Annotated in this window: 15 protein-coding genes; 6 read left to right on the top strand and 9 right to left on the bottom strand. The window is 61.3% G+C overall.

What is annotated here, in order from left to right; all coding sequences use genetic code 11:
- From ACFFWD_RS13125 to ACFFWD_RS13105, 5 genes are all read left to right on the top strand, one after another.
- Positions 1-278: hypothetical protein (locus ACFFWD_RS13125; protein WP_376965624.1), on the top strand; the 278-nt coding region annotated here is incomplete at its 5' end.
- A 537-nt stretch (positions 279-815) separates the two neighbouring features.
- The gene (locus ACFFWD_RS13120; RefSeq protein WP_376965622.1) at positions 816-1,124 is read left to right on the top strand and encodes a hypothetical protein; all 309 of its coding nucleotides are present in this window, start codon (positions 816-818) and stop codon (positions 1,122-1,124) included.
- A complete protein-coding gene (locus tag ACFFWD_RS13115; protein ID WP_376965620.1) occupies positions 1,124-1,315 on the top strand; it encodes a hypothetical protein in 192 nt (63 codons plus the stop codon). The genes ACFFWD_RS13120 and ACFFWD_RS13115 overlap by 1 nt, the downstream gene beginning before the upstream one ends.
- A 123-nt stretch (positions 1,316-1,438) precedes the next feature.
- Positions 1,439-1,945, top strand: a complete 507-nt coding sequence (locus ACFFWD_RS13110; RefSeq protein WP_376965618.1) for an AbiTii domain-containing protein — start codon at positions 1,439-1,441, stop codon at positions 1,943-1,945.
- The gene (locus ACFFWD_RS13105) at positions 1,881-2,336 is read left to right on the top strand and encodes a hypothetical protein (protein ID WP_376965616.1); all 456 of its coding nucleotides are present in this window, start codon (positions 1,881-1,883) and stop codon (positions 2,334-2,336) included. Before ACFFWD_RS13110 ends, ACFFWD_RS13105 begins: the two co-directional genes overlap by 65 nt.
- Before the next feature lie 1,226 nt (positions 2,337-3,562).
- On the opposite strand, the gene ACFFWD_RS13100 is transcribed toward ACFFWD_RS13105, so the two are convergent.
- The 5 genes from ACFFWD_RS13100 to ACFFWD_RS13080 all read right to left on the bottom strand — a co-directional run bounded on the left by ACFFWD_RS13100 (position 3,563) and on the right by ACFFWD_RS13080 (position 9,604).
- The gene (locus ACFFWD_RS13100; RefSeq protein WP_376965614.1) at positions 3,563-4,885 is read right to left on the bottom strand and encodes a hypothetical protein; all 1,323 of its coding nucleotides are present in this window, start codon (positions 4,883-4,885) and stop codon (positions 3,563-3,565) included.
- 12 nt (positions 4,886-4,897) lie between these two features.
- Complete coding sequence (locus tag ACFFWD_RS13095) at positions 4,898-6,589, bottom strand: Hsp70 family protein (protein WP_376965612.1); 1,692 nt, start codon at positions 6,587-6,589, stop codon at positions 4,898-4,900.
- Between the two features lie 152 nt (positions 6,590-6,741).
- Positions 6,742-6,990 (bottom strand): hypothetical protein, encoded by a 249-nt coding sequence (locus ACFFWD_RS13090; protein WP_376965610.1) that lies wholly within the window; start codon positions 6,988-6,990, stop codon positions 6,742-6,744.
- A 665-nt stretch (positions 6,991-7,655) separates the two neighbouring features.
- The gene (locus tag ACFFWD_RS13085) at positions 7,656-8,648 is read right to left on the bottom strand and encodes a hypothetical protein (protein ID WP_376965608.1); all 993 of its coding nucleotides are present in this window, start codon (positions 8,646-8,648) and stop codon (positions 7,656-7,658) included.
- Positions 8,649-8,671: 23 nt separating this feature from the next.
- Complete coding sequence (locus tag ACFFWD_RS13080; protein ID WP_376965606.1) at positions 8,672-9,604, bottom strand: RNA polymerase sigma factor; 933 nt, start codon at positions 9,602-9,604, stop codon at positions 8,672-8,674.
- Between the two features lie 356 nt (positions 9,605-9,960).
- Between ACFFWD_RS13080 and ACFFWD_RS13075 the strand changes: the two genes are divergently transcribed.
- The gene (locus tag ACFFWD_RS13075; RefSeq protein WP_376965604.1) at positions 9,961-11,007 is read left to right on the top strand and encodes an ARPP-1 family domain-containing protein; all 1,047 of its coding nucleotides are present in this window, start codon (positions 9,961-9,963) and stop codon (positions 11,005-11,007) included.
- A gap of 1,240 nt (positions 11,008-12,247) precedes the next feature.
- Here ACFFWD_RS13075 and ACFFWD_RS13070 read toward each other — a convergent pair.
- The 4 genes from ACFFWD_RS13070 to ACFFWD_RS13055 form a co-directional block, all read right to left on the bottom strand.
- On the bottom strand, positions 12,248-12,730 hold the full coding sequence (locus ACFFWD_RS13070) for a hypothetical protein (RefSeq protein WP_376965602.1): 483 nt from the start codon (positions 12,728-12,730) through the stop codon (positions 12,248-12,250).
- Between the two features lie 1,026 nt (positions 12,731-13,756).
- A complete protein-coding gene (locus ACFFWD_RS13065) occupies positions 13,757-14,650 on the bottom strand; it encodes a nucleotidyl transferase AbiEii/AbiGii toxin family protein (protein WP_376965600.1) in 894 nt (297 codons plus the stop codon).
- A complete protein-coding gene (locus ACFFWD_RS13060) occupies positions 14,643-15,287 on the bottom strand; it encodes a type IV toxin-antitoxin system AbiEi family antitoxin domain-containing protein (RefSeq protein ID WP_376965626.1) in 645 nt (214 codons plus the stop codon). Before ACFFWD_RS13060 ends, ACFFWD_RS13065 begins: the two co-directional genes overlap by 8 nt.
- 573 nt (positions 15,288-15,860) lie before the next feature.
- Positions 15,861-16,184, bottom strand: coding sequence for a hypothetical protein (locus ACFFWD_RS13055; RefSeq protein WP_376965598.1), 324 nt, complete (start codon positions 16,182-16,184; stop codon positions 15,861-15,863).
- Positions 16,185-16,524 lie beyond the last annotated feature (340 nt).

The raw sequence follows: 16,524 nt of genomic DNA, 5'->3' as shown, positions 1-16,524 counted from the left end.
GTGCCTGCGAGTACCTAGAATTGCCGTCCGGCGGAGTCTATTGGGATGATCCCGCCGTGGCAGTGCCGATTAAGGTCGATGAAAACGATCAGCCCGAGGCCGAAATCCCTTGGTCCAAAGCCGAAACGACCTGGGACTGGTCGGACGCTGTTTACAGCGCTGGCGATGATGAGAAGGTCTGGACACCTCTATTCCCTGGCGAGCCCAAGACGCCCAAGCCGACACTCCCTCCGACACGGCGGACCGGCCTAGTCCTGCCCATGCGGCGCAAGCGCTAGCTACCGCTTGGGCCTCCAGCCCGATCTCGAGCGGAACCGGGATTCATCCGAGTGCCAGCTCGTTCATTTGCCCTTTGCCCTCCGCTCCGACAGTATCGCAGTCAACTGCACACGAAATCGGGCGACGTTTCGAAGTAGTTCATTGCGCTCCGGCGTCGGTGCAAGCTTACGCGCGGCGGATTCTAGCTGCACCGCCATTTCTGCTAGCTCCTCCAAGCCGACGATTGTCATTTCCTCGCCTTCAGCCCAAGCTCGACCAGCCGGCGGACGGCCTCGGAACGGGTAGGGGCGTCATCCTGAGCTCCCGCCCAGCGATCGACCGCGTGGCCTAGCTCGGGTGGAAGCCTCACCGCTGTGACTGGGTGAACGCCACCTTTCTTCTTCGGGCGGCCTCTGGATTTTTTGTTTACTGAAATTGACTTCTTCATATTTTCAGTTTACAGAAAATGTAAGCCGGCGGCAAGGGTGCCACCTCGCCACCGGCTGTGACCCGACCATTAGGAGGCTAGCCACCAGCAGATCGATGCGTGCCCGATCTTGTCCGACCAGCAGCGGGACCGGGCGCATGCGGAGCTAGACGTCGCACTTAGTCACCATTCCGCCGTCCTCGGCGATGTCGATGATGTCGTCGGCGATGCCTGGGACGCTGCTCTTGAACGTCTCGATGCGTTGCTCTCGACCGCGCCCACGTCAGTGCCCGGCCTTCGCGCGTTGCTCCACTACATCCTTCTGGACGACGATGGCCCGATGAGCGAGGACTTTTCAGAGGATGGCAGGTTCGAGGCGCTCCTGTTCTCGATCGACGGCGCGCTGAAAAATATCGCCCATGCCGTGGAGACGATCTAATGGCAAAGGACCTATCGCACCACCGTCGGCACGCCCTCCAGCTTGCGTGCCAGCTTCCCGAAGACAGCGAGGACGCACTGATTGTCCTGCGGCTGACAACGCAGCTTGTGACGGACTTCCTCGCCGTCGATGAGCCGGAGAAAAAGTCGGCCTCCGTTATCGCTCTGGTCGGGGGCAACGACTGCGCCTGATCGGGGGTCATCCGCGTTGAGCATATTGCCCGCCGGTTGCTTGTCTGTGGCCGGCGGGCTCCCCCAGTTTCCAGTGCCCCCGTTCTTCTGATAGAGAAGCGCAACTGAAACGGGAATCGCGCAATGCCTTCTATAATCGAGCAAATACAGCGGGACGCTGTCGATGATCAGGTGCGTGTCAGCACGATTCTAAGAAAGGTAAAACTAGCTGCTGCAAAGCTCGGGCTCGGTACGGTGGAGGATTGGGTTGAATCCGAGTTGAGCGGCTATAACGGTCCAGTGCCGGAGTACAGGATCGTCCATGGACGTCCGATGTCCCAGAATCCGGTCCGCGGTTGGGAACCAATAGGCGGCTTCATTGAACAGCTATCTCGCCGTGCCGTCGGAAATTCAGTGGCTGCGATCGAGCAAATGATCGGTGACGCGGGAAAGAACGGTTCGTTTCAAATTTCTTATCCGGACGGCATTCTGGAGAAGCTCAATCAATCAAATGGTACCCACGGATGGTTGGCCGTTCTCGAGGTCGATAAGAGCGTTTGTTGCGATAATAGATCGCGTTCGCACAATGGTACTGGACTGGGCATTAGAGATGGAAAAGGCTGGCGTTCACGGGTCCGAATTCAGCTTTGAGCCGGCCGAAAAGAAGGCTGCTCAAGCCGCAAGTACCACTATCAATATTGCAAATATCGGTTCCTTTGCGGGAAATTTGGGATCCGGAAACGTGGCAGGCGATATCACTGCGTCGGGAATAAACGCCACGCTTACCCAAGACCTTGTCGGTCAACTTCGAAAGCGACTTCCTGAATTTGATGAATGCGGAATCGATACGGAAACACTGGCGGCGCGCCTCGACGAAATCGAGCGTCTGTTGAGATGGAACGCTACCGAAAGCGGATCGACAGTTCGTGGTCTCCTAACTGATGTCAAAAGCATCCTGGTGGGCGCCGCAGGCAACTTAGCTGCCACCGGCGCGATAGCTACGCTGAACGCGATCTTGGGCACCGGAGTGCCGATGCCTTAGGGGCATTTCACAGACGGTGGCGGAAGATGCGATAGGGCGAAATTGCTACCGTCTTTGCTGGCGACACCCGCCTCTGCCTCCCACCAGACGCGTCATCGCTCGCCCTCGAGCCCATTGCGATCCGTCGCACGCACCTTCCTCGTCACTCAAATCCCCATAGCCGAGTGCGCGGCACTTTCCGCGCACCATCTCGCGCGGGTTCGTTCCTTGGCGGCTTTCGGACGACGGCCCCGGTGCTCGGCGCTCCATCTCGATCGGCCGTCATCCGAAACCCTCAACATCAGCAGACCTTTTCAGGGTCCGTCGGCATGTCTCAAAGGGGCCGGCGCACTAGGTGACCTTGCAGGCTTGGCCTAGGTCGTCCCGACGACTATCAGGTGATCTGGCGAAAGCGGCCAATGGGCAGGATGATGCGAGCCACCTGCGCAGGAGGTCGTTGACAGATTATATAATTAGTATTCTAATCATAAATATTCTTATTATTGTGCTCGGGAATTTCATGCACGAGCCCCGCTCTAGACCAAACGCAAAGTCAACAAAGGTGCTGTCATCGCACAGAGTGCCCGCGCATCTGGCACGTCGCTTTCACCAGATCTGCCTTGGCGTGACAGCTGAGATTCTCGTGCATGAGGATCTGACACCAATGCTTTATGGGGTCATGGCCGCCATTCAGGAGGTGCCCGGGAGCGGCCAGCGGCAGCTCGCGAGCCGCCTCGGCGTTGACGCTGTCACCCTCACCGGGAGATCAAGAAAAATCTATCGACGACACGTCTGAACAATCGGTTCGAGGCGCGACGCAGACGCCGGGCTCGACACGATCTAATTGGCGAAAGCAGCGCCGCCACCCGCGACCGAGAAGCTGATCTCACTTGTCGGCATTCCGAACCGACCTGCTTTCGTGTCGCCGGTAGGATAGGGGCTGCTGTACAGAGTAAGGGTGAAGAGCGCTGATGTCGGGGGTTCGAGTCGCTCCCCCGCTACCAATCCTGCGATTTTGCGCGCCAAGCTACGATTTTCTATGATTTGTGCGGCAGATGGTTGCGCCTCGGTCCGCTCGCGAGTGCGCGTCCGTCGAGCAACCTTCGCGTAATGAGCGGAATGATGCTTATGGAATGTAGCCGAACTTATCGAGCCTCCGGCAGCTGCGAAGGCACAAAAACAATAGGGTCGGGGTTCGCGTCGCTCCAGTTATCACCACGCAGCCCAGTGAGATCGAGAACATCGTCTCACGGGTCTGTAAATTGCGAACGGTAAACGGCCTTGATCGCGGCAAGACGTTGCGACAGGCGCTCAACCGTCGCAGTGCGACCAAGCTGCTGCGCGAGCGCAATGGCATCGTGAAGAAATTCCTTGGCGTCGCTGTATCGGGCGGATGCCTGGGTTCCGGTGGGCTCTTGATATATTGCCTCATACGCAAGCTCGGCCTGCCGCTCCAGCCAATCCAGCCGAGCCGTGAGTTCATCCGGTGGATCAGATCCGGTTGCGCCTGAGGGGAAGCGGATGGCCTCACGAATCGTTCGCGCGAGCAGCGCCAAAACCCATAGCGTGAAGGCGACGACCAGCGGGGTTACCAGGACCGTGCCGGCTGAGGACTCTCCGTTCGCGACGCCGATGACGAGCAGGCGAAGCCAGCCGAACAGGATCGCTGCCGGGAAAAAGGCAAGAACGATCATCCAGGCGATCTCGCCGCGGCGCCACCGCCTTTCCAGGACCCTCGCCCAAGCGGGGCTGATTCGGTCCGACAGCCATGTCTCGTGCGTGCGGAACGCATTGAGCATCATTTTGAGCGCCGGTCGATCGATCCACGGCATCCAGCGCGTGCCGATCCTTCCCAGCATCAGGCGCGCAAGTCTAGCTGTCTTGCGGGACGTCGTGACGCGCCGTTCCGCCAGGGCGATGAGCGAATCGTACCAATCCTCAGCCGCAAGGCGCGCCAGCACACGCCGACGGATGTGGCTCGTCGTGGTCAAGTCGGCCGCGGGCTGGTCCCAGCCCGATATGCGAGCGAGGTCGCGGAAAGCTGCGCGGCTGATCGTCGGCTCTGCGATGACCTGAGCGAACAACCGGTCGAGCAGGGGAGGCGCGCCGTGAAGCGGTATCGCGCCGGTTGCAGACGCCCGATAGTAAAGGCTGAGCGCGGCTACGACGTCATGGTGGCCGAGCGCGGAATCCAGCTCGCCCAACAATGCGAAGTCGGGGGGCGATTCATTGAACGAGCCCGTCGTGGTGTCGGCGACGGCGCCCATGGCGGCCGGCTGGTCGGCGCGCTGAATGGGGTGATTCCATAGGGGCTGGCCGATTTCCGGCTGATCTGCAAAATCGAATGGATCCGCGCGGGACACGTCGGTCGACGGAGACGTCAATTCGGCGTTCGCCTCCTCGGCCGGGGCTTCTTCCAAGGCTGCTTCAAGCGCCGCCTCCAGCGCAGCGCGTAAGCGCGCGAAGCCCGCAGGATCGTTGTCAGGGCTGCGTTTCTTTAATTGCGCCGCATAAGCGCGCCTGATGGCCTTCGGATCGTTGCAGGGACTGATACCGAGTTCGTCCCACATTCGCGCCAGCTCTTACAGGAGGAACGTGCGGTCGAGTTGCTCGACGAGGCCCGCGAGGCTTCTACGCGCCTCACCGATCTCGTCCGGATTTTGACGATCGAGCACCGCGATGAAATGCGCAAGCGCATTGCCGATGGCCGTGCGTTCGTCGCCCAGGCGCTCTTCGAACAGGCGCTCGGCGCGCGCGACCAGAGCGCTGTTCTGCGCGTCATCACGGGGATGGATCCTGAGTTTGGCAAGCTCCGAAAGCCGACGCGCGATCTCGTCGGGCTGCAACAGGCCGGGATTTCCCTCGATCACCAGCGTCTCGACCCGGCTGGTGCTGAGCGTCGTGGCCCGCACCTCCAGAAGGCCGGAGGAGTCGTACGTGAAACGGACGTCGACCTTTTCCTGCCCGGCCGGACCGGGCGGCAGCTTGATCACAAGCTCACCGAGCAGGACGTTGTCCTTGACCAGCCGGGCTTCGCCTTGAAAGACGCGCAGCGTCATCGCCCGCTGGTTGTTCCTCACGGTGGTGACGACGTTGCTCCGGCTTGCGGGGATCACGGTATTCCGTTCGATGATGGGCATGTAAATGCCATATGAGCGTTCGCCCGAGTGCTCGCCGTGCTGGATCTCGGTTTCGATGCCGAGCGTGAACGGAGCGACATCGGTCATCACCGTTTCCTCGAGAGCAGCGTCGCGGGCAATCATGCCGGCGCGCACGGCCGCGCCGCGGGCCACCACCTCCTCGGGGTTGATCTGGTAAACCGGGAGGCGGCGGAACAGGCGCGCGATCAATCTTCGAAAGGCGGGCATTTGCGATGCGCCGCCGGCCAGCACAATCCGCGACAGCGAATCGGGGTCGACCTTGGCGTCACGCAGCGCACGCTCGATCGGCGCGCGAACTCGCACCAGCAAGGGCTCGCAGATCGCCTCGAATTGCTCGCGCCCGAGAGTCCAGTCGATCGGCTTGCCGTCATGCATGATCGAGATGGTCGCGGTTTCCTCCGCGCTCAATCGGCGCTTGGCAAGTTCAGCCTGGCGCCGCAACGCGGCCGGCGTGACTTGAACGTCGCCACCGGGCCGGGCCTTGAACGCGGCCTCGATGGCGTCGACGAAGTCTTCGCCGCCCAGCCAGGTATCGCCAGCGGTCGCCCGCACCTCCACGATGCCTTCGAAGCGGTGCAACAGCGAGACGTCAAAGGTCCCGCCGCCGAGATCGGCTACCAGCAGCAATTCGTCGTCGGCCTGCACGTTGCGGCCGTAGGCGAGCGCTGCGGCGGTCGGTTCGGTAAGCAGCCGGTTGACCCTCAGCCCGGCAAGCGCGCCGGCAGTCTTGGTCGCCTTGCGCTGCAGGTCGTTGAAGTAGGCCGGCACCGTGATGACTGCCTCGTCGACGGATTCGCGGAGATAGGCTTCGGCGTCGGCCTTGAGGGAGCGCAGCACCAGCGCCGAGAGTTCTTCCGGCCGGTAGCCCTTGTCGCCCAGGAACGACAGGCGGTCGGTGCCCATGTAGCGTTTGAACGCCGTCACCGTGCGCGCGGGGTGCGTAGACAGGCGCTCCCGCGCCGACAAGCCGACCAGGATCGCGCCATCGTCCCCCAAGCTGACGGCCGAAGGCGTCACGGTGTGGCCGAGTGCGTTGGGAATCAACACTGCGGCGCCGTCGCGCCAGACGCCGACCAGGCTGTTGGTCGTTCCAAGGTCAATTCCGACGATCACGGGCGGCTGGTCCGGAGCAGGGTGGTCAGAATACGATGCGGTCGAGCAGGAGAGCGGTCAGCGTAGCAATTCGATGACGGCAGTGGAACGGTCTTGTTGTGTGCTGCAAACGCCTGCGGTCGGATTGTGCCGGCTCGCGCTCCTATCGCCGGCTATTTCGTGCACGGCCCGTCGGCGATGATTTTGGCGCCGACGGCGCGGGCAAAGCACGCGTTGGAAAAGGTCTTGGTGACAGTCCCGATACGCCCGCACACGGGGGCATATTGCTCCGTGCAGACGGTCGGGCGATGCGGTGCAGGCACCGGCCGCGTCAATTCGGCCCCGGGCGCTCTCGTCGTGTCTATGGCGGGTGTGATAGGCGATGCTGAGGCGATGAACACTGCGGCGAATGCGATGATCACGGCAATCTCTCCAACTCCAACATTGACGCGGTATCCGTCCCAAAGACGGGCGCTGCGATGGTATGGGGCGAAACCCTCGCAGCGCTCATCTCCGCCAACCGCCCCCGCGGGGAAAGGCAAGCCGGAGTGAATCCGCTCAGCGATGACCCGGAGGTTGCGCCGGAGGCGAGGTGACCGTCGTGGTCGACGTTGACGGAGGCGTCGGCGGGGGCGGCGGCAGTGTCAGTCCGTGTTGACCGACGAAGTTCTGGACGCGCTCACGCGGTCCTCCTGGTCCATTGTGTTGAGCGGCGGTCTGCGCGAGGGCGACCGAAGTCGTGGCTCCGAGTACAGCGACGGCGAAGGCGATCGTGACCAGTTTCATTGTCATAGCTTCCCAATTCGTTGAATTGATCCAAATCGGCGAGCGTTTCCCGCCCGACAATGACTTTGACGGACGGCCCGAACTTTTTGCCGAAAAATATTAGGCAACGTGCCGGATACGCGAGGATCCGGCTGTCGTTAAGGCTCCGGCGCGCTTTGACATAACCTGCGTCATGCGCGGGGCTTGACCCGCGCATCCGGCTTCAACTGTTCGCGTCGCGTTGCGAGGAAGCTGGATTTGTTGGACCAACGACGGAGCGGGTGTGATCAGCGCCGAAAATAAACCGGATAGCCTAACAGCACTAGTGCAATGGGCTGACAGCCGCCGGCGCGGCGGGCTTCGCTGCGGGCGCCGCTCGAGCCGCGGCAGGCCGGTGTCGCTCCGCATCGAACATGCCGTCGGACCGATCCGCATGAGTCGGTCCGGGGTGCCTCCGCGCCCCCTCCGCCGTGGCGGCGGCAGCGGCGGCCTGTGCCGCGGCGGCTTGCCGGGCTTGATCGGCTCTCTCCAGTTCCTGCTGGATGGCCGTATCGGACAATCGGTTGCCGAGCGCTGTGCTGCAGTCTCCAGTGCCATGGTGACCGGATTCAACCGCGTGGGCCGGCGGCCGGCTCTCGTCCGGTGCGGATGCGCCGGCTTGGATGCCGATTTGGGGAGGCAGCTCGCACGGCTCGGTTGTGGCGAGGGCCGGGCTCGGTGCCGCCGGCGCATCGGCGGCGATCGCTGGGGCGCTGGTGGTGATCTTGCTCGTCGCAACGGGTGCGTGAGGAATTGCCGGGCGCTCTGGCGCTTCCCAATAGAGCGACACCGAGGCGGCGGACGCGATCAATACCGCGACGCAAGCGCCAACGAGTCGCCAGCGTTGCGCCGGCCAGAAACGGTCTGCGATTCGCAGTCGCAGGCTCGGGGCCGCAGTTCCCCGGGAGGTTGCTGGCACAGCGGCGCAGATCAAATCCTCGACGAGGTGGCTGGGTGCAGGCTCAGCGGATTGCTCGATAGCATCGACGAAGGCGAACGCCGACTCCGCGTTAAGGCGCATCGCCCGGTCGGCAAGGGCCCGGAGCGCGGCCTCCGCGTCCGCACCCGACAACAGCGCCGCAAGGGTTGCGGCCACCCGGTCGGGATCCACGACCGCGGCGTCGTCGGCTCCGGCACGGTCAAGCAGAGCAGAGTCAAGCAGAGCCTTGGCTGCCTCGCGGCGCAAGGCTAGCATCGCGGTTGAAGCCTCCGCCTGTCCGTCTGCCCCCGCGTCGCAGAGCGCCTCGATCAGGCTGGCAACGTCGCTCTTTTCCACTACTGAACACTCCTTGCCATCCGTTAGACGGACAGCCTCCATTTTTTGATCGCGTCCGTCCCGCCAATTTCTTCCCGCAAGGTCTTTTTCACCTTTTGTGCCAGCTTGTGGACTGTCTCGACCGGCAGTCCGGCCTGTCGGGCGATCTCCCGCGCGGGATAGCCGTGTAGCGCATATTGTAGGTAAAGGCGCTCGATGGCACTAAGCTTAGGCAGTGCCTGGTGTAGCACTGCCAAGGCTTGATCGAGCAGATTGGCCTGTTGCCCCTCGATCAACCGATCCTCAGGGGTCGGTTCCGCCCAATCTACCGGGCTTCCGGCGAGTAATGTCTCATCCGCAGCCGAAATGTCGACCAGCTTGTCGGGGCGATGGCCGTCCACAGAGTAGCTTGGAGGGAGCGCCGCCCGGACCCGGACGATGGCTTGCGCAACTTCCTCGGCGGTGGAGGGGGGCTCGGAGCGTGGGATGTGGGGCAGCAGGATGCGATGGTCGGGCGCAAGCCGCTCCCAGTAGAGCAAGCGGAAAACCGACTGATCCAGCATCGACAACCGCTGGATGGACGCCGGCAGACGCCTTCGCGGCACGATCGTGCGCACATAGTCGACGACCATGTTCTCGATGACCTGGAGAATGAAGCCCGAGGGGCTGCCGCGGCCGGAATAGGCCCGCAGTTTCTGCAGATCGTTTTTCAGCAGCGCCTCGCACACGGACTGATAGGCGTCTTCGCGGTTCTGCTGGTGGTCTTGGCCGGGCAGGTTGCGGTGGATGATGCGCCTGATGTCGCCGGCAAAGAAGGCTTCGAAGGAGCGCCAGCCGGCGGCGGCATCGAGCGCCAGGAGTTTGACCACCCGCTCCGACAGCAGGTCCCGCACGACGAGCGTGGCGTACACGCGCATGCGCGACCGTCCGTCAAATCCCTTGAGTCGCACGAAGCCGTTCGCGCAAAGCGCGGCCATGACCTCCCGAAAGGCTGTCTCGGTTTCGGTCCGACCTGGGGCGACGTGTAGGCAGGCTGTCCATGCCAAGTCGGCAAGGGCTCGCGTCAGGCTGGCTGCCGCAGCCGCCTCTCCGCGAAGGGCAGCTTCAAGAAGCTCTCGTTCTGGATCGGTCCGTGCGGTCACATGTCCCCCGATGCCTCATGCGCGCAATGACGGACGAACGGCAGCGGATTTCGAGTCGTCTGTCAATTGCGGTCGAGGCAAAAATTCCCCGTCTGGCCGTCTAACGCTCGTGGCGGCGGGGGCAAGCCTTCCGGAGCTACCCGTTTAATCCCTCCGCCAGGGAAGCCATCCGTCTGAATGAAGGAGTGCTCATGACCAATCGATGGAAGACGATCTTGATCGGGATCTCATTGTGTTTGCGGCTTGGAAGCGGCGCCCATGCGGAAGGCGCGGAGTCCGGCGGCTACCGCCTGTCCGATCCCGTGGTGCATGGAAATCTGGCCATTTATTTCGTGCACGGCATGTCGCGCAGCGGGCCGGTGCCGCTCACCTTGCAGGAGGCGTTGGCCAGGAAGGCCATCACGGTGCGCGAGACCGGCCAGGTCAACGAACTGCAGGTCGAGAACACCGGCGATGAGGGGGTTTTCATTCAGTCCGGCGATATCGTGAAGGGCGGACAGCAGGATCGCGTTCTGAGCGTCAGCCTGCTATTGCCGCCGCACTCCGGCGCGATACCGATCGCTTCGTTCTGTGTCGAGAGCGGACGATGGTCGGCTCGCGGTGATGAGGACGCGCGCTCATTCTCGAGTGCGAATGCCAGCTTGCCATCGCGCATCGCGAAGCTCGCGTTGGCCAGAGCAGCCGTGCCGAAGCCCGCCGACGGGGCCGTCCCGAGCGGTTCGCGACAGCAGCAGGTTTGGAAGAGCGTCGAACAGATCCAGCATAAATTGTCGAGCAATCTCGGTGTCGCGGTTGCGGCGCCGCAATCGCACACCAGCCTGGAGCTGTCGCTCAACGATCGCCTTGCTCGCGAGCAGGCTGACTATATCTCTGCGTTGCAGGGAAAAGGCGAGCAGGGCGACGATATCATCGGCTACGTGTTCGCCGTGAATGGCAAGGTGAACAGCGCCGATATCTATCCGTCCAATGGTTTGTTCAGGAAGATGTGGCCAAAGCTGCTCCGGGCCAGCGTGACGGAGGCGATTGGCGAGGGCAAGACCTCAAATCTGCCGGCGCCGCCCGCCCGCGCAGTCAATGGATTCATCGTTGAGGCGGAGAAGTCAAAACGCGTCGAAACGCGAGCCACAAAACAGACTACGATCGGGCTTCGGGAGGGCTCCACGATGATGTCGCTCGAGTCTCGTCCAGCCGCCGCCGCGGCAGATGCCTGGATTTATCGCAGCTATATTGCGAAATGACGGAAGACGCATGCACAATGCTTCGGGGACGCGCGGCTTTGCCGCGCTCCTCTCCATGAGGAGCGAGAATGGGAATGAACGAGTTTTGATCCTGGAGAAGACAGGGTCGTGTCAGTGCAAGGCGTTGAGAAGAGCGGGCAGGGCCGGCAGCAGGCTTATGGCAGCGTTCCAAGGCAGACACTTTTTGGCGGTCTCGATTGCCACGGGGCTGAGCGTCGCCCGGTTGGTCGCCCGACGGCTGTAGGCGTTGAATGCCCGTCTCGACACATGATAGGCGATGGCTCCGGGCCCAAGTATCAAGTACAAAACGGCGATAATCAGTCCTCCGCCGCCAATGTGAAAGGTTGATCCGACTGCTCCCAATTTTTGAGACCTCCGAGGTGTCGTGCGAAGGCAAGCACAGCGAGCCTCCGCATTTTGCGTCGTGCGCGGGCTTGACCCGCATCCGACTTCAAGCGCTTGCGTTCCGCCGCGAGGAAGCTGGATTGCCGCGTCAAGCCCGGCAATGATGGACTGGGTATGGCCGGAGCTGAAGTTCTAGCACTGCGCACCGGTGGCGCAGGGGCGTGCTGGCGCGACCCGAGCAGGAGCTGCGACAGCGGGCGGCGCGGCAGGTGTTGCCGGCAGAGTGACGCCTACCAGCGGCTTCAAGTTATCCGTATTCAGCGGCGGCGTGTTTTGTGGTGTCTGAACGATGATCGGCGGGCCCTTGTATTGAGCCAGTACCGCGTTCGTTGATGACGACAGCGCAGCGGCAGCAACGGCCGCAACGAATGCTTTTCTGAACATTGTTTTCCCCTCTGAACAGGACAGGCCACCTCCCCGGGTGGGAGGATGGGCTTGCTCGTCGTCATCGATTAGACGGACGCGCAACGGAATTTTTCGCACCGCTTCGATCAATTTGAAGGGTTGTTGACTACTCTCCACGTCACCCTGAGGTGCTTGCCGCGCGAATGCGCGGCGAGCCTCGAAGGGGAGCGTTGCTCCCGATCGGTTGTACGATTGGGCCGTTCATCCTTCGAGGCCCGGCTTCGCCGGGCACCTCAGGACGACGGCGGTAGGCTGTGCACTCCAGACGACTAGCATTGAATGCCCCTCGGGAAGCACCCGCAGTAGCCTTGCAATTCGACAACTGGCTAACGCGCCCTCTTCCAAATGGAAGGGTGGTCGCGCGATCGGGTATGAGCTGAGGCTCGTTCAGGACGCTGGCATACCGCCTCGCGTCCTGCTCGCCCCCGAGCTAGCGTCCGCTTGTTGACGGAGAGGGCGGCGGGTTTGTTCGCATTCGATGCACATCGCTGCCGCCATTGGGCATCTGGTGTACCGGTGCCTGCGGCGTTACCACGGTGCTGGTACTTACAGTGGGAGGATCGGCCTGGCGAATGTTGTCGACGGTACCGCGCGCGCGATTGAGGCCGGTATTACTGTTGTTGGTTTGAGCGTATGCCGGAACGCTCAGAATTGCAGCTGACAAAAAAGCGATGACGAAATAACGCTTCATCTCCATGCCCCCACCCCGTTGGTCGTACCTAAGCCTGCCGCGACTCTGATTTGACAAAAAGGCAGCAATGCTGACCTTTCTGGAATTTTTTTTGAGCCTTTGATATTCCAGCTCGGAAGTGCCACACGATCGGCGCCATTGCCGCGCCACAGCCTTATGATAGCGGCGCCAGGCGCGCGATCCTATCGCGTTCTTGGCGCGCACGCCGCTTTCGTTCCTCATGGTCTGCCAGCCAAGCGGCAATAATCGCGTGCGGTTTCACGAGGCGTTCGGTCACAGTCATCGAAGACGCTTCTGCGTGAATGTCCTCCATCTGGCGGCGAACGTCGTCCGGCAGGTCTGGGGGCGGTTCGGGAAGCGGCGTCGGACAAATTGTGATCGGGCGGGGAGTTCGGCCGGATTCCGGTAGTGGCGTACGCTCAGGCGCCTTGCCAACCGCGTGTTTGGCCCAATAGCCCCGCGCCGGGTATGGGATGTCCTCCCGACGACAAATCTAGGCGATGCCATTGTCGCTGATCCCGTACCGTTCAGCCAACCGCGACATGGGCATTTTCCACACAGCAACAAGAGGTCTTCTCGGGTGAGCGTCGTTGGCTGAGACGGGCGTGGTGCAGGTGTGGCCGGCGGCGATGAAGCAGCCGGTGCGGATGTTGCCTCTACTTCCGAAAGCACTTGGGCCGCTGGCTCGGCTTTGTGCGCTGTAGTTTCGGGACGTCGTGCTCGTGTGGTCTCCGCATCCGTGTCCAGCACCAAAGGCTCGGGACAATCTGGAGGAGCCGGAGGCCGGGGTGGCTGAGTCACGGCTTTGCCGAACTCCTTCTTGATCCAGTAACCGGATGGAGGCGTCGGAATGCCGGCGCGGCGGAGCAGAGAGCTCAACCGGCTCGTATTGATGCCCAACTCGGCAGCCACTCGCGTCATCGGCGTTGACCAGATACGGCTGTAAAGTTCCTTACGAGTAAAGCGATGTTCCATTGGCTTCGGGCAGTGGTGGCAGATACGATTCCAACCAAGATATCAACATTTTTTGCGGCTAGAACTGTAGCCGATGTTCGTCGCGCTCTTTCCCTTGCCACCGATTTCTCGAATGCAAGCTCCTCATCGCCAGAGCCTCCGGCTGAAAGTCTGATTTTCGCTGCGCGCCGACGCAATGTCAGGAGGGTCGACGACTAGTTTTGGCTTTCCCTAGTGTCGGCGAATGCTTTGCGCAGGGAAGCTGATATATGTGGTCGCGAGTGAACGGCCCATTCACGCCGATCTTGTTTCGCCCAGCGAGCGTGCCGCCGACGCGTGAGGCATTAGGAATGCGGACAAGTCTTTGACCACGGCAGCGAGTGTGCCAGGCCGAAACGCGACGTCTTCACTGAATGAATTCCACTGCTGAGCTTTCGTTGGGTCTTCCGCAAAGGCCGTTGTCAGCGCATCCGGAGCCTCTGAGGGAATTTCGGTCTTGCGTCGAGCGAATGTCGCGGCGATAGCTCGTGGGAGCTTGCCATCTTTGAACTCGAAGTTGCGCGATAAGACCCAGACGTCGTACAGGTCTTTCATACGACTATTGGCACGGCCCAACATGACCATCGCCTGAAATTTCTCGGCGATAACTGTCTCGCGGGCATAGGCGCGGAGATGTGGTGCCGGAAAGTCCAAGAGAACGGGCAAGTCCATCTCCTGAAGACCGGGCTCAACGGAATCGCCAAAGGCGATATCAATCACGATCCGAACTTTGGCGGTATCGATCACAGCGTTGGCCGTAATGCGTAGGCCGCCATATTCGGTTTCTTCGCGGATACGATCGAGCTTTACGCTGTCGGAATCGAAGACGACGCCATCGTTAAAGGAGACGGCGCAGACCTCCTGGAAGATGCGCACCATTTCCTCTTGATCGTCATTGCCGATGGCCAGAAAGTCCAAATCTCTTGTCGGGCGTAGCGGATCTTCGAACCACTTCGTAAGCAGCATCGCTCCTTTCAGAATGAAACGGTCGTGATGTTTGGTTTGACTTAGGCGATAAATAAGCCGCTCGAGAACGTAATTGTTGAGCAGCAAATCGAACGGCTGACGACGCTGCTTCGAGAGGTTGAGCAACCGTGCCCGAACCGACGAGCCCATGTTCTTGATTGGAGGTTTTGGCTTCTTAGGCATTGGCGGTCATAGCCTCGAGATACGGCTGAACGACCTTCCAGATACCGGCTTCATTTGCGAAACGGGCGATCTCGGCAGGGGTCGCTTTGCGCTGTCGCAGTGCTTCTCTGAGACCCTCGAGCGCGAGATTGAGGCCAGGACTCTTTTGATAGCGCTTTCCAGCGCTCCGGCGGTAACGAAACAGGTCGACTACTGTTTTGGCGGGATTGTAGACGCGTACCCGCACGCCTTCGATCATTTGCTCTGCAATGCCAGAGGTTAGAACCTTCTCCCCGAAACGCACAAATTGGAGGGGAGGGGTTTCGGTTCGCGGCCGCCGATCCTTTGCACCTATGGCCATCCAAACGCGCGATGGGATCGTATCGGTTAGTCCGTGAAACGCTAGCGCGGAGGTGAGGCAGATAACGCCTTTCGGGACGAGCTTGGCGGCTTCAGCCAGCGCATGATGGGTATCGAACGAGACATCGGGAAGCTGGTACAGTCCCCTGCTGAGTTGAAGGACGAGCCCCTTCTCCCTCATTCGCGACACGGTTGCCGCCGTAACGCCCGCCTCCTTAAATTCAGAAAGGCGAACCATGCCCCGCTTTTTCAGCAGAGTTATGGCGCGGTCTTGCTGGGTCTCAGGAGCTGATTGCATACTGGCAAATATGATACAAAGTGTCGGGTTTGTCAATATTTTGACCGACATTTTGTATCATCATCTCGATGACCAAGATTCGCTACCGCGCGATGGAAACCTGGCTCTTCCAGATCGAGCCTGCAGAGGCAGTAAGAGCGCTACGATTGCGGTGGTTACGCCGGCCTTGCGATGGTGGCGCCGAACATGCGCCACCGTTCGAGTTTCCGCGAATTCGGCCGCTTTTGCCCGATACTAGGGTTCGTAGCCTTTCAGCGTACGTCTCTACGAGCGTAAGAACTGAACCCGCAACGGGCTCAAGAACTGCCTCATGCGAAGGACTGGATGAGATATCGCAGGTCCGGCGGGTGTGGGGAAAAGCGGTAGCGCTCCCCCGCTACCAAGCGTACGATTTTGTACGCCAACCTACGATTTTCTACGATGCCGTACGATCAATGGTCGCGCGCCTCTGGTGCGGACCAATCTGGCAACGGTCAGAAGTGGGCCGGGCACGCAAATTTGGGCGACGTGTGCAACAAAGGCCCGCCAGGGCGGGCCGCCTCGGCGGTTCGATCCCGATCGCCCGCGCTAATCCTATGGCAGATGTGCGGCCTTGCGCGCAGCTGCAACCCAGTCCGTGACGTTGTCCGAGTTCAAGATCGCATCTTCCCAAGCACTCTTGGCGGCCGCCAGCCGCCCGCCGAACTTGCCGAACGCGAGCTGGCCGCCTTTGCCGCATGCGTGATCGATCTCGAGCTGGAGCTTGAGAAATTCCTCGGCCGCCTTCCGCACCTTGCCGAGGGCATGCAATCGCTCCGAGATCGACCGGCCGCGTTGGGTCGTCTTCGGCGCGGCCTTCTTCGGGGCCGGCTTGCGCTTCTTCGCGGACTTGGCGGCCTTCGTCGTCTTCTTGACCACCGACCTCTCCTCATGTTCGGCCGGTCGGGCTACAGGCCATTTTTCAGCGGGCAGCCTACGGGTGGTGCGGTTCGCCCGCGCATGCCGGCCTCAGGTCTCCAAGGGGGCGCACTTGCCATTCCCATCGACGGAGGGTTGCGTCCGCCGAGGGGGCAGGGGCATGGTTGAGAATAGGTGGAAATCCGACGCAACAAGCGCAACCCAATGAGATCGGAAATTTTCAACTAACCCACTGATATCATTGGCGCGTATGATGCTCGAGCCCATTGCAGCAGGACGAACAGAGGTGAGCTGGCAACTTTGATTGTGCTGTTCACGGACTTCGGGTTGCACGGCCCGT

Origin of the sequence: Bradyrhizobium erythrophlei (assembly GCF_042430365.1) — a bacterium.
GTDB classification, from domain to species: Bacteria; Pseudomonadota; Alphaproteobacteria; order Rhizobiales; family Xanthobacteraceae; genus Bradyrhizobium; species Bradyrhizobium erythrophlei.
This window is presented reverse-complemented; position numbering and strand designations above follow the sequence as displayed.